General features: G+C 34.4%; 32 protein-coding genes. 5 read left to right on the forward strand and 27 right to left on the reverse strand.

Annotated elements, in window-relative coordinates:
• Window positions 1-169: 169 nt before the first annotated feature.
• The 13 genes from H9636_RS13360 to H9636_RS13420 form a co-directional block, all read right to left on the reverse strand.
• Complete coding sequence (locus tag H9636_RS13360; RefSeq protein WP_191708076.1) at window positions 170-595, reverse strand: Ger(x)C family spore germination C-terminal domain-containing protein; 426 nt, start codon at window positions 593-595, stop codon at window positions 170-172.
• Between the two features lie 23 nt (window positions 596-618).
• Window positions 619-2,253 (reverse strand): ribosomal protection-like ABC-F family protein, encoded by a 1,635-nt coding sequence (abc-f, locus tag H9636_RS13365; RefSeq protein ID WP_191708077.1) that lies wholly within the window; start codon window positions 2,251-2,253, stop codon window positions 619-621.
• Between the two features lie 351 nt (window positions 2,254-2,604).
• Window positions 2,605-3,045, reverse strand: coding sequence for a VOC family protein (locus H9636_RS13370; protein ID WP_191708078.1), 441 nt, complete (start codon window positions 3,043-3,045; stop codon window positions 2,605-2,607).
• Window positions 3,042-3,470: a VOC family protein gene (locus H9636_RS13375; RefSeq protein WP_191708079.1), complete on the reverse strand. Its 429-nt coding sequence runs from the start codon at window positions 3,468-3,470 to the stop codon at window positions 3,042-3,044. Before H9636_RS13375 ends, H9636_RS13370 begins: the two co-directional genes overlap by 4 nt.
• A gap of 67 nt (window positions 3,471-3,537) precedes the next feature.
• Entirely contained in the window at window positions 3,538-4,056 is a 519-nt protein-coding gene (locus H9636_RS13380) for a YfiT family bacillithiol transferase (protein ID WP_191708080.1), read from the reverse strand.
• A gap of 174 nt (window positions 4,057-4,230) precedes the next feature.
• On the reverse strand, window positions 4,231-4,701 hold the full coding sequence (locus H9636_RS13385; protein ID WP_191708081.1) for a DinB family protein: 471 nt from the start codon (window positions 4,699-4,701) through the stop codon (window positions 4,231-4,233).
• Window positions 4,702-4,766: 65 nt separating this feature from the next.
• Entirely contained in the window at window positions 4,767-5,201 is a 435-nt protein-coding gene (locus tag H9636_RS13390; RefSeq protein WP_191708082.1) for a hypothetical protein, read from the reverse strand.
• A gap of 111 nt (window positions 5,202-5,312) precedes the next feature.
• On the reverse strand, window positions 5,313-6,569 hold the full coding sequence (locus H9636_RS13395; protein WP_225230225.1) for a cytochrome P450: 1,257 nt from the start codon (window positions 6,567-6,569) through the stop codon (window positions 5,313-5,315).
• A 155-nt stretch (window positions 6,570-6,724) separates the two neighbouring features.
• Window positions 6,725-7,285, reverse strand: a complete 561-nt coding sequence (locus H9636_RS13400; protein ID WP_191708084.1) for a hypothetical protein — start codon at window positions 7,283-7,285, stop codon at window positions 6,725-6,727.
• Between the two features lie 244 nt (window positions 7,286-7,529).
• Window positions 7,530-9,803 (reverse strand): carbohydrate-binding domain-containing protein, encoded by a 2,274-nt coding sequence (locus H9636_RS13405; RefSeq protein ID WP_191708085.1) that lies wholly within the window; start codon window positions 9,801-9,803, stop codon window positions 7,530-7,532.
• A gap of 78 nt (window positions 9,804-9,881) precedes the next feature.
• Window positions 9,882-10,565, reverse strand: a complete 684-nt coding sequence (locus tag H9636_RS13410) for a DUF4956 domain-containing protein (RefSeq protein WP_191708086.1) — start codon at window positions 10,563-10,565, stop codon at window positions 9,882-9,884.
• A gap of 25 nt (window positions 10,566-10,590) precedes the next feature.
• Window positions 10,591-11,292 carry a polyphosphate polymerase domain-containing protein gene (locus H9636_RS13415; RefSeq protein ID WP_191708087.1) on the reverse strand — a complete coding sequence of 234 codons (702 nt, stop codon included), beginning with the start codon at window positions 11,290-11,292 and terminating at the stop codon, window positions 10,591-10,593.
• Window positions 11,293-11,801: 509 nt separating this feature from the next.
• Window positions 11,802-11,954, reverse strand: a complete 153-nt coding sequence (locus tag H9636_RS13420; RefSeq protein ID WP_191708088.1) for a YpzG family protein — start codon at window positions 11,952-11,954, stop codon at window positions 11,802-11,804.
• A 173-nt stretch (window positions 11,955-12,127) separates the two neighbouring features.
• Between H9636_RS13420 and H9636_RS13425 the strand changes: the two genes are divergently transcribed.
• Window positions 12,128-12,430: a YunC family protein gene (locus tag H9636_RS13425; RefSeq protein ID WP_191708089.1), complete on the forward strand. Its 303-nt coding sequence runs from the start codon at window positions 12,128-12,130 to the stop codon at window positions 12,428-12,430.
• Between the two features lie 31 nt (window positions 12,431-12,461).
• On the opposite strand, the gene H9636_RS13430 is transcribed toward H9636_RS13425, so the two are convergent.
• Together H9636_RS13430 and H9636_RS13435 are read right to left on the reverse strand one after the other, a co-directional pair.
• Window positions 12,462-13,706, reverse strand: coding sequence for an MDR family MFS transporter (locus tag H9636_RS13430; protein WP_191708090.1), 1,245 nt, complete (start codon window positions 13,704-13,706; stop codon window positions 12,462-12,464).
• Between the two features lie 229 nt (window positions 13,707-13,935).
• Window positions 13,936-14,376: a pyridoxamine 5'-phosphate oxidase family protein gene (locus H9636_RS13435; protein ID WP_191708091.1), complete on the reverse strand. Its 441-nt coding sequence runs from the start codon at window positions 14,374-14,376 to the stop codon at window positions 13,936-13,938.
• A 159-nt stretch (window positions 14,377-14,535) separates the two neighbouring features.
• Between H9636_RS13435 and H9636_RS13440 the strand changes: the two genes are divergently transcribed.
• On the forward strand, window positions 14,536-14,760 hold the full coding sequence (locus tag H9636_RS13440; RefSeq protein WP_191708092.1) for a phosphate-starvation-inducible protein PsiE: 225 nt from the start codon (window positions 14,536-14,538) through the stop codon (window positions 14,758-14,760).
• 109 nt (window positions 14,761-14,869) lie between these two features.
• Window positions 14,870-15,133: a YqhV family protein gene (locus H9636_RS13445; protein ID WP_404817756.1), complete on the forward strand. Its 264-nt coding sequence runs from the start codon at window positions 14,870-14,872 to the stop codon at window positions 15,131-15,133.
• Between the two features lie 18 nt (window positions 15,134-15,151).
• On the opposite strand, the gene corA is transcribed toward H9636_RS13445, so the two are convergent.
• The 3 genes from corA to H9636_RS13460 form a co-directional block, all read right to left on the reverse strand.
• Window positions 15,152-16,114 (reverse strand): magnesium/cobalt transporter CorA, encoded by a 963-nt coding sequence (gene corA / locus H9636_RS13450; RefSeq protein WP_191708093.1) that lies wholly within the window; start codon window positions 16,112-16,114, stop codon window positions 15,152-15,154.
• Between the two features lie 80 nt (window positions 16,115-16,194).
• Entirely contained in the window at window positions 16,195-16,875 is a 681-nt protein-coding gene (locus tag H9636_RS13455) for an alpha/beta fold hydrolase (protein WP_318241026.1), read from the reverse strand.
• A gap of 103 nt (window positions 16,876-16,978) precedes the next feature.
• Entirely contained in the window at window positions 16,979-18,322 is a 1,344-nt protein-coding gene (locus H9636_RS13460) for a hydroxysqualene dehydroxylase (protein WP_191708094.1), read from the reverse strand.
• Window positions 18,323-18,505: 183 nt separating this feature from the next.
• On the opposite strand from H9636_RS13460, the gene H9636_RS13465 reads away from it, so the two are divergent.
• Window positions 18,506-19,360: a manganese catalase family protein gene (locus H9636_RS13465; RefSeq protein WP_191708095.1), complete on the forward strand. Its 855-nt coding sequence runs from the start codon at window positions 18,506-18,508 to the stop codon at window positions 19,358-19,360.
• A gap of 57 nt (window positions 19,361-19,417) precedes the next feature.
• Here H9636_RS13465 and H9636_RS13470 read toward each other — a convergent pair whose 3' ends face one another.
• The 5 genes from H9636_RS13470 to H9636_RS13490 all read right to left on the reverse strand — a co-directional run bounded on the left by H9636_RS13470 (window position 19,418) and on the right by H9636_RS13490 (window position 24,029).
• The gene (locus H9636_RS13470) at window positions 19,418-20,107 is read right to left on the reverse strand and encodes an ABC transporter permease (RefSeq protein ID WP_404817757.1); all 690 of its coding nucleotides are present in this window, start codon (window positions 20,105-20,107) and stop codon (window positions 19,418-19,420) included.
• Complete coding sequence (locus H9636_RS13475) at window positions 20,107-21,021, reverse strand: osmoprotectant ABC transporter substrate-binding protein (RefSeq protein WP_191708096.1); 915 nt, start codon at window positions 21,019-21,021, stop codon at window positions 20,107-20,109. Before H9636_RS13475 ends, H9636_RS13470 begins: the two co-directional genes overlap by 1 nt.
• Complete coding sequence (locus H9636_RS13480) at window positions 21,018-21,665, reverse strand: ABC transporter permease (protein WP_191708097.1); 648 nt, start codon at window positions 21,663-21,665, stop codon at window positions 21,018-21,020. Before H9636_RS13480 ends, H9636_RS13475 begins: the two co-directional genes overlap by 4 nt.
• On the reverse strand, window positions 21,662-22,819 hold the full coding sequence (locus tag H9636_RS13485; protein WP_191708098.1) for a betaine/proline/choline family ABC transporter ATP-binding protein: 1,158 nt from the start codon (window positions 22,817-22,819) through the stop codon (window positions 21,662-21,664). Before H9636_RS13485 ends, H9636_RS13480 begins: the two co-directional genes overlap by 4 nt.
• Before the next feature lie 373 nt (window positions 22,820-23,192).
• A complete protein-coding gene (locus tag H9636_RS13490; RefSeq protein ID WP_191708099.1) occupies window positions 23,193-24,029 on the reverse strand; it encodes a DUF2268 domain-containing protein in 837 nt (278 codons plus the stop codon).
• 107 nt (window positions 24,030-24,136) lie between these two features.
• Between H9636_RS13490 and H9636_RS13495 the strand changes: the two genes are divergently transcribed.
• Window positions 24,137-24,388 (forward strand): hypothetical protein, encoded by a 252-nt coding sequence (locus tag H9636_RS13495; RefSeq protein ID WP_191708100.1) that lies wholly within the window; start codon window positions 24,137-24,139, stop codon window positions 24,386-24,388.
• Window positions 24,389-24,497: 109 nt separating this feature from the next.
• Here the strand turns inward: H9636_RS13495 and H9636_RS13500 are convergent, their stop codons facing one another.
• The 4 genes from H9636_RS13500 to H9636_RS13515 form a co-directional block, all read right to left on the reverse strand.
• Window positions 24,498-24,821 carry an ArsR/SmtB family transcription factor gene (locus H9636_RS13500; protein ID WP_191708101.1) on the reverse strand — a complete coding sequence of 108 codons (324 nt, stop codon included), beginning with the start codon at window positions 24,819-24,821 and terminating at the stop codon, window positions 24,498-24,500.
• A complete protein-coding gene (locus H9636_RS13505; RefSeq protein ID WP_191708102.1) occupies window positions 24,821-25,240 on the reverse strand; it encodes an SRPBCC family protein in 420 nt (139 codons plus the stop codon). The genes H9636_RS13500 and H9636_RS13505 overlap by 1 nt, the downstream gene beginning before the upstream one ends.
• Window positions 25,241-25,321: 81 nt before the next feature.
• On the reverse strand, window positions 25,322-25,555 hold the full coding sequence (locus H9636_RS13510) for a hypothetical protein (protein WP_191708103.1): 234 nt from the start codon (window positions 25,553-25,555) through the stop codon (window positions 25,322-25,324).
• A gap of 155 nt (window positions 25,556-25,710) precedes the next feature.
• The gene (locus H9636_RS13515) at window positions 25,711-26,235 is read right to left on the reverse strand and encodes a YfiT family bacillithiol transferase (RefSeq protein WP_191708104.1); all 525 of its coding nucleotides are present in this window, start codon (window positions 26,233-26,235) and stop codon (window positions 25,711-25,713) included.
• Between the last annotated feature and the right edge of the window lie 9 nt (window positions 26,236-26,244).

The following is a 26,244-nucleotide window of genomic DNA, read 5'->3' on the forward strand; positions in this document are numbered from 1 at the left end:
CAGAAACTATTACTTTTATTTTAAAAGAAAAAAGACTGTAGGCAAACTCGAAATTTCGAGTTTGTCTACAGTCTGAATCGAGATGCCCTAAAGCAATCTCGATTTTTTAATTTTTCCCTTTTCGCTAAAAGACGAACAGTTTACTTGTTCGTAAATACTCCTCATATGGTTATTTCCATTGCATCCCTGTATGTTTAATATGATATTGGACATTCACTTTAATGGTCATTTCTTTATAAAGTTCTGCCCATTTCTCATCTGTTTTCACATTTTCATCCCAATACTTAGGATAAAAAGCTCTTACCCTTGCACCTAAACCAAGAATGTCCGATTCCTTTTCTTGCCACTTCTCAACAGTTTCTTTGAATTTTTCATTGGCAATTCGTGAAGCTTCCTTTTCAAGCTCTTTAATTTTCTGTTCACCTAAATCTTTCGTGTTGACTTCCTCATCAATATTAGAGTCAATGTCGACTTCGATTAAGGCTGTTGGATATCCATTTTTTACATTGACTTTAATTTTCGAATCCCTTTTTAATGACTCTATTAAATAAAAGCCACCATCCTCAGACGATACTGCAATTGGGGTGCAGTTCACTTTCGCTTTAGGACTTTCTTTAATTAGTTCCGTTTCAATTCGTTAATTTGTTTCGTAAGTTCATTAAATTTTCGATCCAGTTCAGCATAATCGCTGTCTTTTGACGTCATAAAACTGAGTCTACCAAGAACTTCTTGCCGTTCGGTTTCCAATTTCAGCAGCAATTCCTTTTTTGTATCTTTTTTACTCGGTAATTCTTTTTCCTCTTTAAAAATCCCACCTTCCCTAATCACTAATTGTTGGTCAGTAATTTTCTCAAGAAAATAGCGGTCATGGGAGACGACTAAAAGCGTTCCATCGTATTTTTGTAGAGTATCTTCGAGCTGTTCCCTAGACGGAAGATCTAAATGATTAGTTGGTTCATCCAAAATAAGTACATCTTTATTTTCTAATATATATTTCATCAACTTACATTTTACCCGTTCCCCCATACTCATATGTTGAATAGGCTCTTTCCATGATGCTGCCATGAATCCTAAATGTTTCATTAAATTTTGCACTTTACCTCTTTCCTCAAAGGATTCTTGATGGAATAATTGTTCAGGCGTTTTGTCCAAAGGCAAATCGAATACTTCTTGGGTTAGGTAACCGATATTTGCAGAAGGAGAAATCCAAATGTCTCCTTCTGCTTGTTCCTCCCCCATTATCATCTTTATTAAAGTTGATTTCCCACTTCCATTAGGACCAATTAAAGCTATTTTTTCTCCATGTAGAATTGTAAAATGAACATTTTGAAATAAAACTCTATCGTTAAATGTCTTTTTTAAATGGTTTACTTCTAAAAAACGTTTCCCATTTTTCCCTTGTGCCTTTAAGGAGAACTTCACTTCATACTCAGGTTTAACTTTTTCTACATTCGATTTTTCCAATTCCTTTTCAAGTCTTTTCCGTTTGGATTTTACTTGAGCATCTGTTCGTTTAGCTTTAACTCGGTGATACTCTTTAAATCCTTCTTGTTTTGTCGATTGGGCATGGGCCTTTTGTGACCATGAGGATAGTTCATTTAATTGACCTTCGATTTTCCGAATCATTTGTTGCTGTTTTTCATACTCGCGCTGCTGAGAAGCCCTTCTTTTTTTCCGTTCTTCTGTATAACTCGTATAGTTCCCCTTATGCTCGATTAATCGATTGTCTTCAATAGCCCATATTTTCGTTGTCACTTTATCTAAAAAATAACGATCGTGGGAAACTAAAATAATCGTTCCTTTAAATTGCTTTATTTGATCAATGAGTAGTTGAGTGCTCTCTTCATCTAGATGATTGGTTGGCTCATCTAACAGTAATAGTTGGGCATTTTTTGAAAAGCCTTTAGCAAGTCTTGCCTTCAACCTTTCCCCGCCACTCAGGTAATGATAATCATTAGACGGTACATTCCACTTGGATAATAATAATGCTTCCTCTTTTTCAAAAAGGTTTGATGTAAATGATGCTGTTTCTTGTTCTACCGACTCAATCGTTAAATTTTGTAATTGATCAACCTCACCACTACTAGGTGTTATATCACCAGATATTATGCGAAGTAGCGTTGATTTCCCTGCTCCATTTTTCCCTATAATCCCTATAATATCTCCTTGATGAACCGTAGCACTTACTGTCTCAAAAATAACCATATCCATTATTTCATATTGGATATTTTGTAATTTTAAAATCTCTTGCATAAAAACTCATCCCTTCTGCAAGGGAGGACTCTATCTGACATTATCAAACAACTTACCTACTTAGGAATTCGTTCCAAGATATAAGCCAAATAATAAAGAAAAAATCCTCCCAAATAATGTTGGAAGGATTAGTCGCATTTTTACAATGTTAAATAAACTATTGATATCAATAGCTAATACACGTATTTTAGAAAAATGGGCAGACTAATCCTATTTTAATTTCTTGAAATATAAAATGTACTTCAAAAATAAAAATAAGATTATTGAATCATCGGCCACCCATCTTCCCTTCTTTTTCAATTTAATTTATTATATCATAAATCAAATCATTTCATGAATTCCATCTCTAATTTATTCAACAATTAGCATATCATTGGAATCAAACTTCCACATTTCTCCGTATGCCACTTCCCAGTAATAACCGTTAGGATCTTGAAAATAGCCACTATATCCACCCCAAAAGACTGTTTCTGGTTTTTTAACAATTTTAGCTCCTGCTTTTTCAGCTAATTGAAAGACTTCATCAACTTCGTTTTTTGATTTCCCATTATAAGCTAAAGTCATTCCACCGAATCCTTGTCCAATAGTTGGCGGATTATCTTCATTAATATCTTTTGCTAAATTTTCGAGAGGGAATAATGAAATTTTTGTCCCATTATTATTAAAGAAAATAACTTCAGGATTCGATTCGTCTCCATAGATTTTAACTTCAAAGCCTAAACCATCACGATAAAAATGAAGAGATTCATTCATGTCCTTTACACCTAATGTAATTAAATTTAAACGGTTCATTGTTTATCCCTCCAATTTTCCCCAAAAGTTTCTTTAAATTTTGCACTCAGTTCACTCCATACATCAAACTTGTTCCCGTCTATGTCAGCAAATACAAAGTTTTTTCCTGCATGGCCCCGATCTTCAATGTCCCCAACTTGAATATCATTGTTTTTAAAATCACTATGTAGATTATGAAGAGCATTTAATCCGTCGACTTCAAAAGTAATAGAAAAGCGTTCAATCCCATTACTATCTACAAAGTTTGCACTCTCGTCTTTAGATTTCACTAAAAAGAAACTTAGATTGGCAAAGTTAATAATCGCTTTATCCGAATCGATATAAGATACTACAGCACCTATCTTTTCCTTATACCACTTAGCAGCAACTTCAACTTTTTTTACCGGAATGTAAATTGTCCCAACCCTTACTAACCCTGTTAACAATGTTTTCCCTCCTAAAAAAACCTCATTTTTTTATACTTTAGAAAAGTATTCAAAATGAGGTTTTATATTAATTATTCTTCGTTGCTAATGCATTTTCAATATGGGCAAGATGATGATTTACATGCCATACACAAAATTCTAAAGTCCCTTGTACTGTTTGATTGCCCGTTTCAGGATGCTGATACGTTCTTTTAAATTGCTCATCTGATAAATTTTCCAATAAATAAGCTAATCGATTATGTAACCCTTCAATAAGTTGTAAGGATGATGATAACGGAAGATTCACATCAGCTAACTGTGCCCATTCATTTTCTTCAAAAGGTTTAATCGTTGGATGATCCTCTGTTAATGCTAATTTAATGCGTGTATAAACGTTCACTTGTGCATCTGCAATATGGTGGACAAGTTGTTTAACTGTCCATGACCCATGGCGATACGTAAGCGATTGATCTTCTTCATTTAACGATGCAACGATTTCTTTTAACCGAGTTGGATATGAAGAAATGTCTGTAATCCATTCATGTATTAATTCCTTAGTAATTTCACGAGTACTTGTAAATTTTCCAATTGGATATCGCTCATCCATTAACCTTCTCCTCCAATTTCTATTAAAATTTAATGTTATTTAAAAGCTGAATATGTTGTTATAGAATATTTGCATGTTGTATTGGTGGAGTATTGCTAATATTCCAAGTAATGATAAGGGGGACATGTTGAATAACATATGTAGTCAATCTAATATTCCCTTAAAAAACAGCCATTACTTTAAAGTAGTTCGTAATGCTTCAACATGTTTAAAATGATGCAAATCATGTTTTATAAAACCATGGAAATAATCCGAAATGGTTAGGGATGTTTCTCCAACTTGTATTTGCTGATCCCACAATTCGTCTTCAATATTATTAATAGCAATAACCAACCTTCTTCTTTCAGCTACAAATGCTGCAATCACTTCTTCTTTTGTCATTTCTTTACTCTCTTTAGATGACTGATCGTTTAATTGATTTTCGTTTGGAGCTTTCGGTAATTCTTGATGTGTAAAAAAATAAGGAATGCGCTTTTTTAAAACAAACTGATCCCACGCTGGAAAATGACCAATAATTTCTGCAATTGTCCATTTGTCCTTTGCAATAGGTGTTCTCCATTCCGTATCAGTTAATTGAAGTAATGTTTTTGCCCACTCAATCGAATTTTCATAATGCATTAATAATTGTTCTTTATTTTTATGCAAGAATTTCAGCTCCTACAATGTTCTCTATTTCATTTAATGTTCTAGAGAATATTTGAAAGTCCTTCTTATTGATTAAAAAATAATTGTTTCACTAGAACAGCGATCCAATATAAAAGGAAAATCGTATAAACAGCTTTGATTGATAATTTTGTATTGCTTAGAAATGACTGTTTACTATAATTGACCATTACTTTATTATCGAATCCTAAATAGTCTTCAATAATATCTCCAGTTTGTTCTAAATCTTTGTAATATAAAGTAATTCTCGTCTCAATTGTCCAAAATACATACGTCACTAACAATCCACACATTGGCATAATATATTCTGCAAATAATAGAACATCCGACGATTTTTTTACAGCAAGCTGTACTAATCCGAACTGAACGACAAAGTATACCGGAAAGAGGGCAAATCTTAAATTACTATAATGTCTACGGGATGCTTTAATTTCTTTGTATTGTTCTAGTGCCAATGCTTTTTTATAGTCTAACTCATTCATACAATTACTCCTTCAAAAATCTGTGATGTAAATTTCATTTTAGCGAACAACAACCGAATAATAAATACAATTCTTTTTCCAAACTTACATAAATAAAAAAGTCGAAATCACTTAGTGACTTCGACTTCTAACTATTTTTTCGAGGATAATTTTACTCTCTGGAATACTCGGTATGTCATCTAAATTAAAGTTTAAATTTTGTTCGGGTAATTCATATTCCATTCGATTTACTAAAAAGTCTAAACTAATTTTCATCAGTTCAATCGTAATTTGTTCCCCTGCACAACGGTGCCCTAAGTAGTAATCTCCACCACCTTGAGGAATAAAACTAAAGGGACTTCCTTGCCACTGGGCAAATCGTTCAGGGTAAAATTCTCCTGGTTTTTCCCATTTATTTGGATCATGGTTTGTACCATACAAATCTAATAAGGTTAACGTTCCTTCTTTAAACTGATAACCATTCCATGTGAAATCTTGTTTTACTTTTGCTGCCACAAACGGGAAGAATGGATAATATCTTCTTACTTCTTGCACGAACATTTTAGGATAGTCTTTAAAGGCTTTTAATTTTTCCTTTTGTTTAGGAAATTGATGAAGTGCTAAAAGGGAAAAATTAATATAGATTGAAATGGCAACAATTGGCCTTAACATATTTAATACTTCGACCGTTACTGTTTCTACATCTAATAAATTTCCTTCCTTATCTTTATGGAAAGCAAATTGATGCAAAACTGTATTGATTGGAAATTTCACTTTATGCTCTCTCATGTTTTGTATCAATTCTTGAATCTTTTTTTCAGCCAAGTTGCGATAAGTTCTTCCTATCCAATGAGAAGGTCCAATGGCAGCAGGTGTTTCAAACATGGATGCTAATTCTTTTGTCATTTTCTTAACATCATTTTCATGTAAAGGATAGCCAACCCACTTAAATGCCACTTTACAAAGCAACTCTTTTACTTCTTCATAAAACACAATGTTATCCATTTGTGACCATTTATCGAGAGATTGTTCCCATTGCAGTTTTGTCATCTCCATCAATGAATCTAACTGTTCAGGTGTCATGACAGACATAATCATTTCTTTTCTTTGTTTATGGTCATCATCATCTAATGTTTGAACACTATTTTTCCCAAATAAAGTTTGGACGATTCGATTAGGTGCTGCACCTTGTCTTTGAAATTTAGCTGGATCATAAAAAACGGCTGCCGCCTCTTCGCCAATCATACATATCGCTTTTTTACCTAAAATTCGCGTCTCAAAAATGTTCGATTGAAATTTTCTACTTCTGTTTAATATAAAATGATAACCTTCTTTTAATAAACTAATACTATGATCAATACCTTCTTCTCGGGGCATTTGGTTTTCCAACTTTATCACCTCTTTTAATTTCACTAGCATTAGTCTTTCTTAACAAAAATAGTTTATACTTCATCCGTTCCCTTTCAGACGGTCTTTTAAACAAAATAAAACACCATCAACTGTTCTGTATTTAAAACAATTGTGGTGTATAGTGATAAATAATTTTAATAAATAATCGGATACGCATTTTTTACCATATCCTTTGCAAGTAAATGTTCCAGCTGACCTTCAAATTCTAATTGTATATTTTCAATTGATTGCAAATCATGTGGAGAAACAAGGGAAATCGGTTTATTAAAATGAATAATTTCACCTTCATTTAAAGCCTTTGCAACAAATTCGGAACAAAAATACGCTCTCTTTCTTTGATATGGTTTGTTAATAATAAAAGTAATTAATCCTAAAAGGTTATATCTATATAAATGTTTTTCCATTTCTATATTTTTAATAAAATTACGCATTTTTTGAATTTGCGCATCCGTTGCATCAAAACTATAAATGGCACATCTTGCATTTTTAAATAATCCTTGCCTGACGTCTTCATTTACAAACCCACCAATGAAAGGATTACGAGGTCTTTTACGGCCGAAACTATATACTTCTTTAAAGTCATCATCAAATACAATCGATGCATGATTATATGGCTTTTTTGTATAAAGCTTAATCATTCTCGTGAACATTGTTCCTGTATCAGTCAATAATAAGTAAATTTTCTTCCTTTCCATTAATGTACCCCTTCATGTGTTTTATTACTACTATAATAGTTGATTCCCTATCTATTGTGAACCGACTGTAGAAATATTTCAGTATCAGACTTAAGACGTAGATGATTTTCTTTATTCATATTTTGGTTATTGTAGGATATATGCTAAAAATATTTTTTTATGAATAAGAAATTGGAATATATTACTATACCTATTAAAAATAGGCTAGCACGGATGGCTAGCCTACTTCAATTACTATTTTTCTTTAATTATCGACGTCTGTATTATTTCCGAATTGTTTGCCCCCACCAAAACCACCCATCATACCGCTAGATGCTTCTGTAACTCCGGATTCGTTTAAATAGGTCATGACCGTTGAAAGGGAAAAGTCAACCGAAAGTTCCCCCTCTTTATAAATCGCTTCTTCATATACCCCATCTAACCTTTCACCAGTTATTACACCACCAGAACGGAGTTTGTATGTTTTATCTGTTTTTAATTCCGGCGAACTAATAACAACAGTTTGGAATTCTTTCTCTGGTTCCAATGCGATAATTTGTTGCCCGTCACTATTTTCAACATAAACTGTTGTACCAGCTTCTTTCATTTCATCGAACGTCATCATAATGGCATTTTGTAAGGAGCTATCTGAAATACCTTGTGCCATACCACTACTTCCTACAGCAATTAACATACCACCTTCGATATTAAAGGAATTTGCATAATCTAATGCACCGTTGCCCGAGTTTGTCGGACCATAAACGATTACTGTACCATCTGTCATTCGCATCGTATTATTGGAATCTAAACCATCTCCATCGGCATTAACATAAAGATAACCGCCTTCAATTAATAAATTCCCCTCTTCTTCTGTTGTCGTTTCAATGGATTCGGCTGTTTCATCTGTTGTAGCATCTTCTGTTGAATTTCCGCGCATCATACCAAACCCTACTTCTTCACTATTAATGTTTACGCCATCATCTGCCGCAACGATGTGAATCATACCGTCGGAAATCGTGACATTTTTGCCTTCTAAACCTTCCCGACTTTTCTCAATAGTAATGTTGCCTCCCGAAATGACTGCCTCAGTATCGGCATGAATCCCATCATCACCACTATTGACAGTAACTTCGCCTCCGGAAATCATTACGCTTCCATCACTATGAACGGCATCTTCTAACGAATCGATATGAACTGTACCACCTACTACGATTAGTTCAGTACCAGCCTTTATACCTTTTGTACTAACTGTATTAGCGTCTGTTGTCGCTTCTTCACCTTCAACCGTTTGATTCTTTGAATTTTCTTCTTGATCATTATTCATTTCAGGTGCATCTTCAGGAGGTTGAATGCCAGCTGGTCGTTCTTGAGGCATTGTTTCGGTACCGTCCGTTGATTCTGCAGCATCTCCTGTTGTACTACCTGACATCGGACCCCCTTGCCCCATATTTTGAAGTCCATCCATCCTTGATTTCATCAGTTGTTGCTGAATTTCTGGATAATCTTCTAAAATTGCTTGTAAATCTTCCATGCTTTCTACGCTCTCTAACTGCTCTTTTACCTCATCCGAAACATCAACGCCTTCTAACATAGAGTCAATCATTGTCGACAAATCTAGTTCGTTCATATTACCTGGGCGGTCCATACCTCCACCCATTCCAAACTCATCAGTATTTTCAATCGTTTCAGGACTTCCGCCTCCCGTTACAATGTCATAGTTACCATCTGCAACGACTACTGTTTTTTCAGCCTGAATGCCATCTTCCTCCGATTGAATAGTGACTGAACCACTTTCTAAAACAATATTCCCTTTCTTCTCATCTTCCGCATTCGTCGATTTTAAGCCATCTCCTGCTGACTCTACTGTAATGTTTGCTTCTTTCACAGCTAAAAGATCTTTGCCTACAATGCCTTCGTCAGCAGAGATGACATTTATTTGACCGCCTGTAAACAGTATACTATCGTCACTTTTTATACCGTCTTCATAATTTGCTTGAACGGTTAATGAACCCGACCCGTTAATCGTTAAATCATCATTACTAAAGATAGCTGCGTCGGGCTCCGTTTCTTGTCCTTCGTAAAGATACTCTTTAGCATCCGTTAACGTATTCACCGTATTTTCCTCTAGTGAAATGACCGCCTTATCAGCCTGCTTAATATAAATAGGTGCACTCGTCGAAGAGTTGATTGTCACTCCATTTAAAATGAGGCGAACAGTACCTGCATCTTCTGCATCAACGACAATTTGTCCGTCGTCTAATGTTCCTTCAAATACATATGTACCTGTTGTACGAATGAGTATTTGATTTCCTTCTAATATAACTCCACCGTTACCGCTAAAGTCTATTGAAGTGCCGTTTAAATTTACTAATGTAACACTTTCCTCTTCCCAATCAGAATACTCGTCTTCACTTTCGTAGGAAACATATTCACTGGTGATTTTTTGGATAGAGGCATTTGGAGTAGATTCATTACATCCACTAATAAATAAAGCGGATCCTAATAGAATGGGAAAGAGTGCTTTGAATGTTCTTCTCATATCATCATCCCTTTTATTGTATGAAAGGGGATCCCCTTTTCAGATCCCCTCCCTTTTTATTCATTTTCAATTCCTTTATTAAGCTGTAAAATTACCATCGTAACTTAACATAACGGCCGAGCGTACCCCGGGAATATTAGAAACTTCGGAAACGATTTTTGCATCATTCTCTTTTACACGTACTTCATATGTCGCTTCTATTTCATAATCTTGAACAATCGATTTAGATTTTAAAGCAAATTTTTTCGTTTTTGATTTTATTAATTTTTCTACTTCTTCACCCGCAAATTCTTCTTCCCATTTCACAACTAATAAATAAGGATTCTCGACAACAATTTTGTTGGCAAATAAGACAATTACAGCCCCAATGACAACAGAACCAATCACAACTAATGGAATGAAACCTGCTCCACATAAAATTCCCGCTACAATAGACCAAAATAAATACATTAAATCCATTGGATCTTTGATAGGTGTTCTGAATCGAACGATGGATAATGCTCCGACCATACCTAACGATAACAATACGTTTTGACTAATCCCCATAATGACAAGGGCAGTTGCTAGCGTCATAATCATTAATGAAATATTAAATGAGTGAGAATAAATAACCCCATTAAATGTTTTTTTATAAATATAGTAAATAAATAAACCTATTAAAAAAGCTATGCCTAATCCGATTAATGAATCAGTTAATGAGAACGAAGATGTCTTTTCTATAAAACTTGATTTAAAAATATCTGAAAAATTTGTTGTATCCAATTTTCTTTCCTCCTAATCATATGAATTAAATATACATTCGACTTAATTGATATTTTGAATAACTTTCAGCTTGTGTATCAGATAGTTGAAGTAAATGTTTAATGACTTCCGGTAAATAATCATCATATTTCACTTCCAAAATAACTAAATTTGGCTCGAGTACATCTACCATTGGCAAATACTGATTGAACATATCTGTATTTCGTATACTCGATTGAACTTTCATATCGAAAGTAATACGCACATTTCCATAAGGATACATCCAAGCTTCCCGTTCATAATCAACTACTACCATCGGTTTTAGTTGGTGGTATTTCATGTTGAAAAATAAATCCCGTATTAATTCCCGTTCATCTGTTTCCATCCATTCAATTTCACCTACACGTATTTGTTCGAATTCCTTTTGAGTTAGTTTACATTTTGATTTGAACGTTAAATAATTGCGTTTACTTTTGCGTTCAAGATGAATGACGGAAGAACTTTTCCCATATATACGTACACGGTATTTGTCCCTGTTTATATAACCTTCCTTTTTTTCATTCAGCACTTTGTTGTCAAAATTATCGAAGTAAGTGGAACGAATAAGGTATGTGCCATTTGGTCCAGCATTTGGATCAAGCTTCAAAAAATGTTGAAGTTTACGACGCAACACATAATATTCAGCTTTCGAAATGGCATGTTTCAATTCTTTCCGACCATTCGGATTGAATGAAGTTTGAATAGGCATCTCTTTTTCTCCTTTCTTAAATATAGAGCTTTGTTTATTTGTGAACCATTACTACTCTTTTAACATTTCCTATATTAAATCCCGAATGTGTCGGCAATATGTCAAAGTAAAATTTTTATGAAGAATGTTAACTTTTCAATTGGCAGCATTAGGAGCTTTCGTTAAAGGCAATAAAAAAACCCGGAAAAATTAATTTCCGGGCATAATTTCACTGATCCACATGATATAACATCTTAAGGTAACATTGAATTTCAATATTCAGTTGTGAAAAACTAAATAGAGAAGATATGCTTTTCCTTAATGAGTTTCGGCGGATTATTAGACGTTGAGTTGTCTTCTGCGTTAATCATAACGGAAATCCCTCCTGTAAATCATGTCGGATTGTTTAGTGAAATCATTTATAGTATTGTTCATTTCATTTAATTTATACGCTTTGATATTTATATTTTAAAAAGAAAAAAACCCGGATTTTCTCCGGGCTTTCGTTTCACAAAACCTTACATGATGATCTAAAACTGTCTAGCTTTTGCTTCAGTTCTCAATATTTGGTTGTGGAGAGAAATCTCCGTTTGACCATTCATTTGAGATTTTTGAATCTTCGGCTTTTCCCAGTTTCGGTGATTCTTCTGAGAATTAGGATTTAGTAATCCCTTCTTATCCATCGGTCACACCCCTGTTCACCATGTTAGATTTCTTATGTGAAATCGTAATTAGTATGCTTTTCTTTTTCAATGTTATCCGTATTTTTTTAAAATAAAATCCTTTTTTCCAAAGATAATAAATTTGAACACTTTTTTACCTTTCCCATATTTTATAAAGGAAAGGGGCGATAAATATGGTTTCGATTGAACCAATTGAATTAAACGGACACATGTTTACTGCTGTTACTGTACGGTTACCAAAAACCACTTTATTAACTGTTTCCAACGAGAACGGTTATATCATGTGTGGTGCATTAGATGTAGGGTTATTAAATAGTAAATTAGCTGATCGTAAAATTATTGCTGGTCGGGCTGTCGGTGTAAAAACAATAGATGAATTGTTAAGAGCACCACTAGAATCCGTTACGTATGAAGCGGAAAAACTCGGCATTGTAAAAGGAACAATTGGCGAGGATGCCTTAATGATGATGATTTAATTTTAACAAAGCCCAAAATAGCTGGGTTCCATTAAAAAGAGGAATTCATTTTAACCTTTACTGTTTTCCTCCTATATATTCCGGTGTAAATGAAAATAATACCAAGCATAATTATTATTCCTATATAAACGGACATCATAGATGGTATTAAAAACGTTCCTACAATAATACTTGAGCGGGAAATTAAATCCGCACCGGAATATCCTACAATGGCAAAAGCTGCATAAGACCCCCTCTTATCAGCTGGCATCATATTTGCTTGTTCTGCATTGAAAATTGGTGAATAAATTAATTCTCCAATCGTTGCAATAAACGCAAAGAGAATTAATACATACCAAATATTTGCTGACATCACAACGGAATATCCTATTCCATAAATAATTAACCCAATAACGATCACTTTTGGCTTACTAAACCGATCCGTAAAACGACTAATAAAAAATGTAAGCAATACGACAAGTAACATATTCTCTATATTAAGAATACTAAGCATTCGGATTCCACTAATCTCAAATCCACCTATATAAAGGGAATCAAAGGACTCGGCCAATCGCACAGCAATATAACTATTTAACGATAATTCCGCTGCGATAATAAACATGGAGCCGACAACTACTTTTACAAACGGTCGGTCTTGTAAGGCTACCTTATAACTATGGAGTACATCCATGACTAAATTCGTATGTTTTTGCTCCAGTAACTCTCTTTTCGTGTCTTCTAGCCAAATTCCGTAAACGATTGTAATACAAATGGCTACGAAAGTTAAAATACTAAATAATTCAATTTGATGTTTTACATATAGTAATCCACCTAATGCTGTACCAATGGCCATCGACAAATTGGATAACCAGTAATCCGCTGTGTATATTGCTTTCCGATTTTCAGAAGTCGTTGAATCAATAATGAGCGCATCCATCGTCGGATATTCCATACTACTGGAAATCGTAAACAATACAAAAGCAATGGCAAATAGGGTAATGATATTTTGTTCAGGTAAAAGGCTGATCGTCATAAGTAATAACATACTCGCACTGACAGCTGAACTAATGATTAATATTTTCTTTCGTTGAAATCGATCTGATACATAGCCTCCAACTAAATTCGATAAAAACCCTACAATAACCGCTATTACTAGAAAGACTCCTGCCCATAATTTATTCATTTCTTGGGCAAAAAATAAAGCCATAAACGGTAATACCGCTGAAGAAAGGGCTCGAATAAAGAAGGAAGTTAATAATCGAACCTTTACATTTTGGGGATAATCTCTCCATTTCATGATGCTTCCCTCCTATCTATTCCATTTATAGCAAACTACTTCAGGAAAAGATAGAAAAATTGGATAATTTTGTTTAATCAATAATAAAACGGCATTGAAAGTATTTAACAATGCCGTTTTATTATTTACCTCTACTGATGATTTCTAAAGAGAATTTATTTCAGTCGCTTTAATGACTTAATGCCTCACTATACTTCCCTGTTATTTTTTCAATCTCCACTTCAAACAATTATGTTTTTGGTAATGCTGGATAACCGCCCTTTTCGAAAGTCCAATCCGGATCCCCATATTTTTTCCATAAACGGTCATAAAACCATTCTTTTTTTGTATCATTGTCAATATGTTTAATCGTTCCAAATAACACGACACTTGTATATCCTAAAGCAGATTGACATGCGTATTTTTTTCCTGGAACGATTTCTCCCATTTCGCATACTTCAACACTTACTTTTGAGTTCACCTTTACATTTTCCCAAAAATGACTCTCTCGTAAGTTCCCTATATGTAAATAAAGTTTTTTCCCTTCCTCATAAACATAAACAAAAGGAATCACATATGGATACCCATCTTCCCCCACTGTCGCCACATGAGCCACTTGCGCATGTTTTAAAAAGTGATAGGCCATATCTTCAGTAACTTCTCTTTTTTTATTATGGATTGTTCCCCTCAAGATTTCTCTCTCCCTTCTATTAATATATATTCTAAATACATCTTTTAATTCCTTTTCATACTTAAAAATATTTCAACTTGCCAACTAATTTTCTACGATATTTATAAATCGACGATAGTATGATAAAATCAAAACGATAAATACTAGGGGGGAAATATCATGGGTAAATCATTAAAAACAGATGCTAAAATTACTCCAGAGCGTGTTGATGAAGCATTAGCTATTCGTAATAATTTAATTATTGAGTTATTAGTTAACGTATTAGATGAGAAACTAGTAATTGAGCGCCATATTTTACGTGAACGTCTAGCAAACCTTATCGAACTAGCAAATTATGATGATGAATTAACTGAAACTCTTCACGGAGTAATTAATAAACTTTAATTTCTTTAAAAAAGTCGTCCATGTGACGACTTTTTTTACGTTTAACCTGTTTAATATTTTATAACGGACAAGCATACATTCTTTTAACATTATATAAAGGAATGATTAAGTGGAATCAGCACTCATTTATATGGTTTTACTCCGAATAATCTCTGGAAGTATTGAAGTTACCGCTGCCGGATTCATGTATAAGTCCCATGATATCGAAAAAGCTCTCGCTATTAATTCCATGCTCGCTTTAGTTGGCCCTACAATCCTTATCATCACTACTGGACTTGGTATTGCGGGAATAGGGGATAAAATTTCTTATCAAAAAATGATTTGTCTATTTGCTGGTGTTTTACTCATTTTATTTAGTTTAAGAATGAAATAATCAGTTAAATAAAGAGTACTATTTAAACCACCCTTTCCTTCGAAACCAAAGCAGCATAAACAAACCGATTAAAGCCATTAATATTAAAGAAAAAAAGTACCCATATTTCCAAGTTAATTCTGGAATATAACTGAAATTCATACCGTAAATTCCTGCAATAAACGTTAAAGGCGCAAAAATGGACGTAATAATCGTTAATAATTTCATCACATTATTTGTTTGGTGTGAATTTAACGATAAATAGCTATCCCTTATATCTGCCGTGACTTCCCGATTTGTCATGACCATATCAGATAGTTTAAGCAAATGGTCATAAATATCGGAGAAATATTCTTTTCTTTCCCCTATACGATTTAAATTTAAATGGTGGGAGTTCAACATTCGGTATAATAAATCCCGCATCGGATTTACTGAATGCAACAAATTTAATAACATATTTCTCGTTTCAAATAGTTCATTCATAAGGTGGTTCATCGATTTTTTATTGATGCTATCATTCATTTTTTCTAATTCATCTTCAATTTTATAAATAAGAGGGAAATAATTATCGACGATTTTATCTAATATTTCATAAAAAATATAGTACGGGTCCCAACCAGCTAACGACTCTTGCGCTAATAAACGGTTCCAAACAATTAGTACCTCATCTGAAGGTACTTTATGAAAAGTAACAATACAACTTTCCCCAACAAAAAAGTCCAATTGGTCTTTTATAATCACTTCATCTTCTTCCTTGAGCAAGTGGGTAACGAAAAAAGTATAATTTTTATAATAGTCTAATTTTGGTCGTTGAAATTCCTGTACACAGTCTTCAATGGCAAGAGGATGAAAATGAAATGTGTCGGAAAGATGTTTCACCTCTTCATCTGTCGGTTCACTAAAATCCACCCAAAACCATTTGTAGTCAGATAAAACGGCGTTATCAATCGAAATATTTTTCTCTAAATGATTATCATTTGTTATTCCTATGAAGTTGATCATCGCATATGCCCTTTCATAATCAAACATTAGATTATAATTGCTTTTCCCTTTTATAAGTTTGAATAAACCCATGTATTGCATCATGTAACTTTTTCGGTTCTTTCGTTGGAATTTGAATGTTTTGCCTTGTCAATAAAAACTAATTTGTTGTGGGGCAAATTCTCATGAAGTATTTGTGCATATTGGTGAAATGTTTTATTTTTAGCACCATACAATAGTAAAACAGGGTGCTGAATTTGTTGTAAGTAATTTGTACAATTGTATTTTCTACTATAAAGGTAATATTGCTTTATGTTTATGACATGACCTTCCTTCGCACCCTTTTGGAGACTTTTGAAGGTATGAGATGAATTGGCATTTCCCTTTGTCACCATATAGGTGAGAAAGGGTATTGTTTTTTCATTGGAGAGATTTATGGCTGCACTTAAACGAAATTTTAAGTACCTATCTTTCACTTCCGACAACCCACTTATAACGATTCCGCCAAAAGCCCGTTCTGGATGCTTCAATAAAAACTCTAATACGATAGATCCTCCTGTAGAATAGCCACAGATAAATGCCTTTTTAATTTTTAATTCGTCTAAAAGAGCAATCATATCTTCCACAATTAGTGGATAAGTAACCGGCTCTTCGAAGTAACTACTTTTTCCATGTCCCCGAATATCAAAAGTAATAATCTTATACTTTTTCGAAAAATGCTCAAGTTGGAATTTAAATGTAGTACTTGTTAATAGAGGTGGATGAATAAATATAATGGGGATTCCATCACTTTTATGTCATAATGAATATTTATTTCTTTCGTAGTTAATATCGGCAAAATCAGGACCTCCACTTTTGTACATAAATAGAAACGGAAAATACTCATTATTTTTTAACGTTATTTAAAATTAGACTAGCTGCCTTTAATCCTGAAACAACTGCTCCTTCCATCGTTGCGTAATAAGGTTGCTTTGTATAGTCGCCGGCTAAAATCAAGCCGTCAATATCTGTTTTTTGATTTGGTCTTAATCGATCATGATTCGGCTCTAAACTATAAAAATCCTCTGGTCTGCTTACAATACGATATTTCGTTAAATTCGTTTCTAGATCCAGACCTAATTCCCTTGCTTCCTTTTGCACTTGCTTTAAAATTTCTTCTTTCTCCATTGCTAAAAACTTTTCAGGTGGTGTCAAGATAATCGAAAGCCTACCAGGGACATGGGTAAAGGTTGAACGGGATTGTTCTGCAAAGCTAGCTAACGATGTTAAAGGTCCAAAAGTAGTACGATCATAAGGTAAAACAGGCTTTAAAAACTCCATTTGAATCGTGACTGCGGGCATTGTTGGTAATTGAAAAAGCGATTTCAATGAAGGATGATTCAAAAAATTTTCTTTTAAAATTTTCTTTGCTCCACCTAAATCCGTAGCTAGTATGACATGTTTTGCATGGAAACGGGAGCCATCCTCTAACTCAACTCCTTGAACATTTCCCTCATCTACAATTAAGTTTTGCACTTTTGCATTCGTTTGAATTGTCCCTTTTTTCCCTTCAATGTAGTTAGCTATAGGTTGAGCTAAAAGTTCTGTCATTCCTCCTAAATAAGCACCTATCCTCATCCGATAAAACCTTGGAATTGCTGGGAAAAACAATCCAAAAAAGACTTTTGCAGAATATCTTTCAGGTGGTAAAAAGAAAATTCCAGCGCTAAGGGGAATGACAGCATAATGTAGAGCATCTTCATTCACTTGATGTTTTTTAGCATAATCTCTTACATTCCATCGATCGAGTGAATCAGGATTTCGTAAATAATCAATAAAACCATTTATAAAAAAGCCCATTAATGAGAACTTATCTTTTAACGAAAGAATATCATTATTCCCCAATATCCCCTTTAACAAATCGATTGGCCCAAAAATGGGTGAGACCCCGAAGGTTGCCACATCCTTTTTCCCTTTAATACGAACATCTACGTTTTCTTCCCATTGAACAATGGAGTCGACATTAACTCCTACTTTTTTTAATATGTAGGGCAATGCTTTATAGTACCCTATATGACGGTGAAAACCCGATTCAACAAGCATTCCGTCTTCATCCCACGATGACGTCCTTCCCCCAATTACCTTTTCCTTCTCAAGGACCAACACCTTCGCACCTTGATCACATAACTCGACAGCAGACGTTAATCCAGCCAATCCAGAGCCTACAATAATTACATCGTATTGTTCCATTTATCATCATTCCTACCTATTTAAATTAACTTTATCTTTATGAAGTTTTCTCATTTCCCTTCTTTTTTAAGCAATGATTCATGAAGTCATGCATCCAACAAAACTAAAATCATCGATTAATTGAATAAAAAAATTAGTCAAACCAATACTTCTATTGAAAACTTACTAAAGGGAGGAAATTTCATGTATTTTTATAAGGAAGATTTGATCAACATTATTGTTCCGGATAAACCAGATCCATCAGCGGCTAAAGTACTGCAAGAAACATTAGGTGGACGCTTTGGAGAAATGCGTACAATGATGCAATTTATGTTTCAAAGTGCCAATTTTCGTGGAAAAGCCAAACAATATCGTGATTTGATTCGTGGAATCTTTTTAGAAGAAATTAGTCACGTGGAGCTTGTACAAACGACGATTAACCAATTATTAAACGGAGCTGGGGATTCTGGAGTAGGTAATGCGGGAGTTGACCAAGCACCGTTAGATGAAGCAATTAAACATGCAAATCCCCACCACTTTATTATGGGTGCACAAAGTTCATTGCCAGTAGATGCGGCAGGAAACCCTTGGATGGGGAACTACGTTTATTCCCACGGAAATTTAGTTGCTGACTTACTTGATAACCTCGTACTAGAGTCCACAGGTGTACTCCAAAAAACTAGGATTTATGAAATGAGCTCGAACAAAACTTTCAGAGAAACATTAGCATTTTTAATCGTTCGAGATAACGCACATCAAAATGCATTTGCTAAAGCGCTCGAAACCCTTGGAGTTGATTGGGCAAAATTATTCCCTGTTCCGAACTACGACATTACAAAATATCCTGAATGTCAAAAATATGTTGATATGGGCTTCCATAATGCATTCTTTAACTTTAGGTTAGATGATCATCGAGCGGGCGAAATCTTTAAAGGTGAATCTCCAAGCCGTAATAGCGGTGAATTACTTGTTGTGGACCCTCCAACACCTTATCCTGTACCAGAATTACCGGACATGCCAAATGAACATAGCCCAGGTTTATGGGATTTAAATAATTAAAAAAAGAAAAGTGCTAGCCTCTTTTACGAAAGAGACGAGCACTTTTTTGATTAACGATTAAATGACTTGATTGATTCGTTTTTGTTGACGTTTTACTGGGTCTAGTTTTCGTTCGATTAAACCTAATAAAACATCGGATAAAATGGCCATTAAAGCAGTTGGTAAGGCGCCCGCAATTATAATTGCCGTTCCATCTGTTGCGTTCGTTCCACGGATAATGATATCACCTAAACCGCCAGCGCCAATAAATGCACCAATTGCCGTAATTCCAATTGCAACTACAAGGGCAATCCGAATACCTGTAATGATAACGGATAAAGATAATGGCAACTCCACCATGTATAAAACTTGAGCCTTTGTCATCCCCATTCCTCGTCCTGCATCAGTAATACTTTTATTAATATTTTTAATGCCAACATAGGTATTTTTAATAATTGGAAGTAAGGAATAGAAGAAAACTGTAACGATAACCGTTGTTTTACCTAAGCCTAGTACTAGCATTAAAATGGCCATTAAAGCTAATGCTGGTATTGTTTGAATAATATTGGCAAGAGTAATAACAACACCAGACAATTTACTATATTTTGAAATGAGAATACCGAGTGGAATACCGATGAGCGCTGCAAGTAATACCCCATAAATCGAAATGAGAAAATGATCTAAAAATTGACTAAATACATATAACCCGTTTTCTTGCATGTAATAGAAAAATTGTTCGGTTGTAGACATTTGTGACATATCTTGCATTACTCATCACCCCCTTCAAAATAGTTATGTTCGATTAAGAACTCTTCTGCTACAACAGCAGGTTCCATCAAATTATTGTCCGCCTGGTAATTGAGCTTTTGCATCGTTTCTGTATAGATTTTCCCTACTAAACGTTCAACAGCCTTTTTGACTTCAGGTTTTTCTTTTAATAGTTCCGTATCTGCAAAAGGACTTGCATCGTAAGGAGGGAAGAAATTCAAGTCGTCCTCTAAAACGACTAAGTCATAAGACGCTATACGGCCGTCAGTCGTATAACCTAACACAACATCCAACTCACCTGTATCAACGGCGTCATAAACTAAACCAATTTGCATTGGGTATGTTCGAGCAAAATCGAAACCATATGTTTCAACGAAAGCTTTATAGCCATCCCCTTCTCGGTTCATCCAAGACGTATCAACACCCGCCTGTAAGTTACTCGCAACAGAAGCTAAATCACTTACCGTTTTTAAGTTATATTTTTCTGCTGTTTCCTTTGTAACCATGAAGGCATACGTATTTTCAAACCCATAGGAATCAAAGAATGTTTGATTAAACTGTTCTGCAAATTCCTTTTGTACAAAATCCAAAGCTCTTTCAGGATCTTTAATCGGTTCTCCTTGTAAAGCACCCGTTAAATCCGTACCAGTATAACGAACAGATGACATATTCGCATCCCCGTTTACCATCGCTTGGTGCAATACAGTACTTGAACCTAAATTATTAATAAGTTCCACTTCTTCATCCGTATAATGCTCAATCATATATTTCATCATATATGCTAATATTTGCCCTTCCGTTGTGACAACAGAAGCGATTTTAATTGAATCATCCTTTTTATTGCTCGACAATGAGCAACCACTAATAATTAAAGTTAAAACTAAAATCATTGTCAGTAGGAGTCTATTTCTCATGAAGTACGACCCCCTTCAATTTTTAACCCTTTTGGTGTTACCCATTTCTCTAACTTACCTAACAAGAAATCTGCAAGCAGCGCTAATAGCGTTACAATAATTGCGCCTCCTACAATTAACTCCGTTTGGTAAAGATTCAATCCATTAAAGATAAAGTCACCTAGACCGCCTGCACCGATATAAGATGCTAATGTTGCCCAAGAGATTACATATACTGCTGATAGACGTATTCCGGACATAATGACTGGAATAGCTAATGGTAATTCGACAAGTATGATGGACTGCATCGTTGTCATCCCCATGGCAATTCCTGCACCTTTTGTATTTTCATTCACCGAATTCATCCCAATAAAAGTATTATTTAAAATTGGTAATAATGAATAAATACATAGTGCAACGATTGCTGGTACTTTCCCAACTCCTAATAGAGGAATCATAATAGCTAATAAGGCAAGGGATGGTACCGTTTGAAGAACACTTGTAATACTTAAAACAACCTTTGCGACATATTTTGTTTTTGATAATAAAATGCCGATGGGAACTGCAATAAGTACTCCTAATAACAGAGCAATCATTGATATATAAAAATGCTCCCAAGTTTTTAGTAAAATATCAGAGCTGTTTTCAGTGAAGAAGGTAATCATTCACTCATCAACTCCTTTTTATTTTGAACCGTTTCCTCTTCCTCTCCCCAAATTGTGTCATAAACGATATCAACGATGTTAGCCCGTGTAACTAAACCGACTAAACGGTGCTCCTCATCGACAACAGGGATATTTTTTAAGTTACGCTTTAAAATTCTACGAACAGAATCTTGTAGTTTTGAACCAGTTTTTACGTAAAAGATGTCTTTTTCATAACATTCCGAAACACTTTTCTTCGTCTTACGTGCACCTGTAAAGCTTTCTACATCTAAATATCCTTGCAGTCGATTGTCGCCATCTGTTACAAATAGTGTGTCTACCCGTTTCTCCACCATTAAACGAATTGCTTCATCGAGACTTTTTTCAATTGTAATAGAAATTGGTTTTATCATTACTTCGTCAACCGTTTTAATGTTTGGCTTTTGCTGAATGAGGCGATGGGAACCGATAAACTCTTTTACAAAGTCATTTGCTGGGTTTGCTAAAATATTATCGGGTGTATCAAATTGAATTAGTTTTCCTTCATGCATAATCGCAATGCGGTCAGCAAGTTTTATCGCTTCATCCATATCATGGGTAACGAAAATAACTGTTTTATTTAAACGTTGCTGAATATCTTTGATAAGATCTTGAAGTGTATCACGTGTAATTGGGTCAAGGGCTCCAAATGGTTCATCCATTAAAATAATGTCTTGATTTGCAGCGAGAGCACGCAAAACACCAATTCGTTGTTGTTGACCCCCAGATAATTGTGCTGGGTAGTAGTCTAAATAGGAAGGTGGTAAATTCACAAGTTCGATTAATCGTCGAGCTGTTTCATCTTTTTTCTCTTTTGACCATTTTAATAAGTGGGGAACAAGCGTTATATTATCACGGATTGTCATATGTGGCATTAAACCGATTTGTTGAATTACATAACCGATGCTCCTCCTTAACGTAACGGGATTCATTTTCGTAATGTCCTTATCATTTAAGGTCATTTTGCCACTTGTAGGTTCTACCATTCTATTAATCATTCTGAGGGCGGTTGTCTTCCCACTTCCACTTGTACCAATGAAGGCGATAAATTCACCTTGGTTAATATCAAGGTTTAATTGATCGACAGCGACCTTGCCACCTCGATACACTTTTGTTAAGTTTTCAATTTTTAACATGTCTATAAAACTCCTCCTCTCAACTATATGTTACATGGAATCCAATAAAAAATTAAGGAAATACCTATAATGCAATAGCTAATTGTGACAATTTTATGAACTTTTTATATATTTTGTGTGACAGTAAATAGGCATTATTTTCAGAAAAATTATGGATTTATCCCTTTTATATCAAGGTTTTTCGTAGGATTTAAAAATTTAGGATACAAGTAAGTTAAAGGTAAAATATCTGAATATTAAAACTTATGACAGGTTGACAGAAAAAAACGTATTTTTATAGAGAAATTCGACACAAATTGAACATATAGCAGGGACATAAAAGAACAAAAAAACAACCTCAACCGTTTTGCGAAGGGATGAGATTGTTTACATCTTATATTTTAAAATCCGATCTTTGGATAATTTCGGTTGAAGGGATTTGGTAGAGCAAAAATTGTTGAATTGGACCGTTATTTTTTAAGTACGATTCAACGATTCGGTAACCAACACAATAACCAATCCATCTTGGTAACCCTAAACTATCATCCCCATATAAAAAAGGGTGGTGTAGTTGTACTCCCTTTAAATTTAAAAAAGGAACAAAGTTTTTTTTCCACAACTTTCTCACATCATTAGGAACATACCTTTTTGTCCAGGGGGAGAGCCACTTTTCCCCATACAATTCTTCCACAGCCGCTTCTGCCATACCTTCAATGATTAATGAATCGATTAATTCTATTTCTTCCGATTGTTTATTCAAAAAGGCAAGCCTACAACTATGATGATATTCATGGGCAAGTAATGTCTTTAATTCTTCTTCTTCCATCTCGGTTGAGACAAACAAAAATAAAACACCATTATATGTGACACCATTCTTTTTCGCTTCTTCTCCATCAATGATTGGTCGATGTTTTGTTAAAGGGAAAATATAGATAGGTACATCTGGACCTTTCCATACATTTTTTAACCTTTCAAATTCCTTTTGAAGTATTTGCCATACGTTTTGTTCTTTCAATCTTTTCACTGTTTTATCTATTTCTAACCCTTCCATAGGATCAAATATTCCATTTCTTAGAAGTTCAAATTGAATTTCCTCTACTGTTCTTAAAGGAAAGAAGGATTGGAGTGGTTCGCATAGTAATCTACGATGAATTTCTACTATTTTTTCTTCATTTTTCCTAGACATTTCACACAGATTATAGAGCTCGGGCAGCAAGTTTACTACTGACATCTATTCCCTCCTTTTGAAATTAGTATATGTTTTAGACTATTAACTCGTGTCGACTATTAAAAAAAACATATATTAGTTAGCAGTCTATATTAAAAGGAGGGTTAAAGATGCATCCTAGACAAATCTACGAACTATGTTGTCGTCACAAGGGCAAAAAAGTTTGTATTATTGAAAAAAGTGGTCGAAGACATGTAGGAAGAATTACTCGAGTAGAACGGGATATGGTATGGATTATGCCCGAAGGTGGTTTCGGTGGCTATGGTATTGGTTATTGGGGCTGGGGCGGAAGTGGATTAGGTGTCGGTATTGCTATTGGTGCAATTGCGGGCATCGTTCTTGCTAATGCTTTTTGGTGGTAATTTAAGACTCTATATCTAAACAGAAAGAATCTATTTTGAGAAGTTTCTTTTCAAAATAGATTCTTTTTAAATTTAAAAATAAAAAAGCTACCTTAAAGGTAGCAAATTTTTACTGATCATTTTCCACTACAAACTTCAGCTTTGTTAATTTGTTATGCCAGAATTGCTCGTAGTAAGCTAACCAATCTTTTAATTCTTTTAATGGTTCAAACTGCAAATAATATATTTTTTCTCGACCATTTTTTTCCCCTCGAACTAACCCTGCCTCAGTTAAAACATTTAAATGCTTTACAACCGCTGTACGACTAATATCGAAGTGGGAAGAGATTTCAGCAATCGATTGATTTCTTTCTGATAATAGGTGAAGCACGTCTCTCCTCGTCGGATCAGCTATTGCCTGAAATACATCAACTTTTTGGACTGCTTGGCTCATTAAACTTCCACCAGCTGTTTTAATTTTTGAACAATGCCTTCCCAACCTTTGTTCATCGTATCGCGAATGACCGATTGAGGACGTTGTGCTTTTGCAACGATTGCATCTTTTTCTTTCCAGCCACCATGGACGACCGTAAATTCGGTATCATTTCCAATTTCTTTTAATAAAAAAGTTAATACCCATCCATCTGTATCCCATTGAATCGAAATTTTCTTTCGCTCTTCAATTTCAAGTACTTTACATGGAGATGGACCAAAGGGAGACTGAATGGTAAATTCAAATCCTTCTTCCAATTTAAAATCACTTGGCATAAACCATTTTGAAATCCCTTCAGCAGTAGAAACATAGCTCCACACTTTTTCAATTGGTGCCTGAATTAAAACCTTTTGTGTAATATCTGGTAAATATTCCGTCATGGCATGATACTCCTTCTTCTAATATAAAACCTATAGGTGTTATTTAGATTATATATAACCAGAAGGTGTTATGTCAAAAGATTATATAATAAAAATGACAATGGCATATAGTAATGGCATTAATGTTAATATAAAGCCAATTTTCGTTAATTTCTTAATAAATAGGAAGATAACTCCTAAAATCCAAAGCAAGACAAATAAAGCATCCACATAAACCGCCTTTTCTAAGCTTCCATTTTCCAAGATTGGAATCGAAACGTAAAAAGCAAAAATTGCTGTCCATATAATATGTACGATTCTATAAACCTTAAACATTATCGCAACCTCCTTTTCCCATTTTAATAATGACGTTCTATTACAAGAAAAAGATTCGTCCCTTTTAGTATAAACTATTATCAAAAGGAAAAAGCTCTCATACACAAAGTTCCCTTTGCCAAATATAGGTGTTATAAGAAAAAAACGTCGACCCTTTAAACGGATCGACTTTCTTCTTTTAATGCCAGTTGGATATGAGCTAAATGATGATTTCCATGCCAAGCATAGACACCAATGTTCTCTTTTAACGGAATCGCACCTGAGTCTGGATGTATAAATGTTCTGTTTAACTGTTCTTCCGTTAAACTTTCTAATAAATATCCCCATCGTTCATGTAAAGCTTCAATAAGTATTAATGATACATGAATCGGTAATTGGGAATCTGCAAGAGCAGCCCATTTTTGTTCCACATAAGGCTTGATGGTCGGGTTTTCTTCCGTCAATGCCAATTTAAATCGCATGTACGAATTCAAGTGACTATCTGCAATATGGTGAACGAGCTGACGAACGGTCCAACTACCTTCTCGGTACGTTTTTGCAAGCTGTTCTTCCGTAAGTTCCTTTACTGTTTCAATCAGTCTAGTTGGAAATGTTTTGATGTCATGAATCCATTGTTCCAATACCTGATTTGAAATAGTTTCATTACAACTAAACTGTCCGATAGGATATTTTGCATCCATTTTTCTAAC

Origin of the sequence: Ureibacillus galli (assembly GCF_014836845.1) — a bacterium.
Lineage (GTDB): Bacteria > Bacillota > Bacilli > Bacillales_A > Planococcaceae > Ureibacillus > Ureibacillus galli.

Excerpts from the sequence above, each read along its gene's own strand:
- H9636_RS13380 (WP_191708080.1), bottom strand. The coding sequence starts at position 4,056 with ATGGATGAGCGATATCCAATTGGAAAATTTACAAGTACTCGTGAAATT.
- H9636_RS13470 (WP_404817757.1), bottom strand. The coding sequence starts at position 20,107 with ATGCAAGATATGTCACAAATGTCTACAACCGAACAATTTTTCTATTAC.
- H9636_RS13420 (WP_191708088.1), bottom strand. The coding sequence starts at position 11,954 with ATGGATAAGAAGGGATTACTAAATCCTAATTCTCAGAAGAATCACCGA.
- H9636_RS13370 (WP_191708078.1), bottom strand. The coding sequence starts at position 3,045 with ATGAACCGTTTAAATTTAATTACATTAGGTGTAAAGGACATGAATGAA.
- H9636_RS13430 (WP_191708090.1), bottom strand. The coding sequence starts at position 13,706 with ATGAAATGGAGAGATTATCCCCAAAATGTAAAGGTTCGATTATTAACT.
- H9636_RS13400 (WP_191708084.1), bottom strand. The coding sequence starts at position 7,285 with ATGGAAAGGAAGAAAATTTACTTATTATTGACTGATACAGGAACAATG.
- H9636_RS13490 (WP_191708099.1), bottom strand. The coding sequence starts at position 24,029 with ATGTCAGTAGTAAACTTGCTGCCCGAGCTCTATAATCTGTGTGAAATG.
- H9636_RS13465 (WP_191708095.1), top strand. The coding sequence starts at position 18,506 with ATGTATTTTTATAAGGAAGATTTGATCAACATTATTGTTCCGGATAAA.
- H9636_RS13495 (WP_191708100.1), top strand. The coding sequence starts at position 24,137 with ATGCATCCTAGACAAATCTACGAACTATGTTGTCGTCACAAGGGCAAA.
- H9636_RS13500 (WP_191708101.1), bottom strand. The coding sequence starts at position 24,821 with ATGAGCCAAGCAGTCCAAAAAGTTGATGTATTTCAGGCAATAGCTGAT.
- H9636_RS13475 (WP_191708096.1), bottom strand. The coding sequence starts at position 21,021 with ATGAGAAATAGACTCCTACTGACAATGATTTTAGTTTTAACTTTAATT.
- H9636_RS13425 (WP_191708089.1), top strand. The coding sequence starts at position 12,128 with ATGGTTTCGATTGAACCAATTGAATTAAACGGACACATGTTTACTGCT.
- H9636_RS13515 (WP_191708104.1), bottom strand. The coding sequence starts at position 26,235 with ATGGATGCAAAATATCCTATCGGACAGTTTAGTTGTAATGAAACTATT.
- H9636_RS13485 (WP_191708098.1), bottom strand. The coding sequence starts at position 22,819 with ATGTTAAAAATTGAAAACTTAACAAAAGTGTATCGAGGTGGCAAGGTC.
- abc-f (WP_191708077.1), bottom strand. The coding sequence starts at position 2,253 with ATGCAAGAGATTTTAAAATTACAAAATATCCAATATGAAATAATGGAT.
- H9636_RS13390 (WP_191708082.1), bottom strand. The coding sequence starts at position 5,201 with ATGAATGAGTTAGACTATAAAAAAGCATTGGCACTAGAACAATACAAA.
- H9636_RS13415 (WP_191708087.1), bottom strand. The coding sequence starts at position 11,292 with ATGCCTATTCAAACTTCATTCAATCCGAATGGTCGGAAAGAATTGAAA.
- corA (WP_191708093.1), bottom strand. The coding sequence starts at position 16,114 with ATGATCAACTTCATAGGAATAACAAATGATAATCATTTAGAGAAAAAT.
- H9636_RS13460 (WP_191708094.1), bottom strand. The coding sequence starts at position 18,322 with ATGGAACAATACGATGTAATTATTGTAGGCTCTGGATTGGCTGGATTA.
- H9636_RS13505 (WP_191708102.1), bottom strand. The coding sequence starts at position 25,240 with ATGACGGAATATTTACCAGATATTACACAAAAGGTTTTAATTCAGGCA.
- H9636_RS13405 (WP_191708085.1), bottom strand. The coding sequence starts at position 9,803 with ATGAGAAGAACATTCAAAGCACTCTTTCCCATTCTATTAGGATCCGCT.
- H9636_RS13440 (WP_191708092.1), top strand. The coding sequence starts at position 14,536 with ATGGGTAAATCATTAAAAACAGATGCTAAAATTACTCCAGAGCGTGTT.
- H9636_RS13480 (WP_191708097.1), bottom strand. The coding sequence starts at position 21,665 with ATGATTACCTTCTTCACTGAAAACAGCTCTGATATTTTACTAAAAACT.
- H9636_RS13510 (WP_191708103.1), bottom strand. The coding sequence starts at position 25,555 with ATGTTTAAGGTTTATAGAATCGTACATATTATATGGACAGCAATTTTT.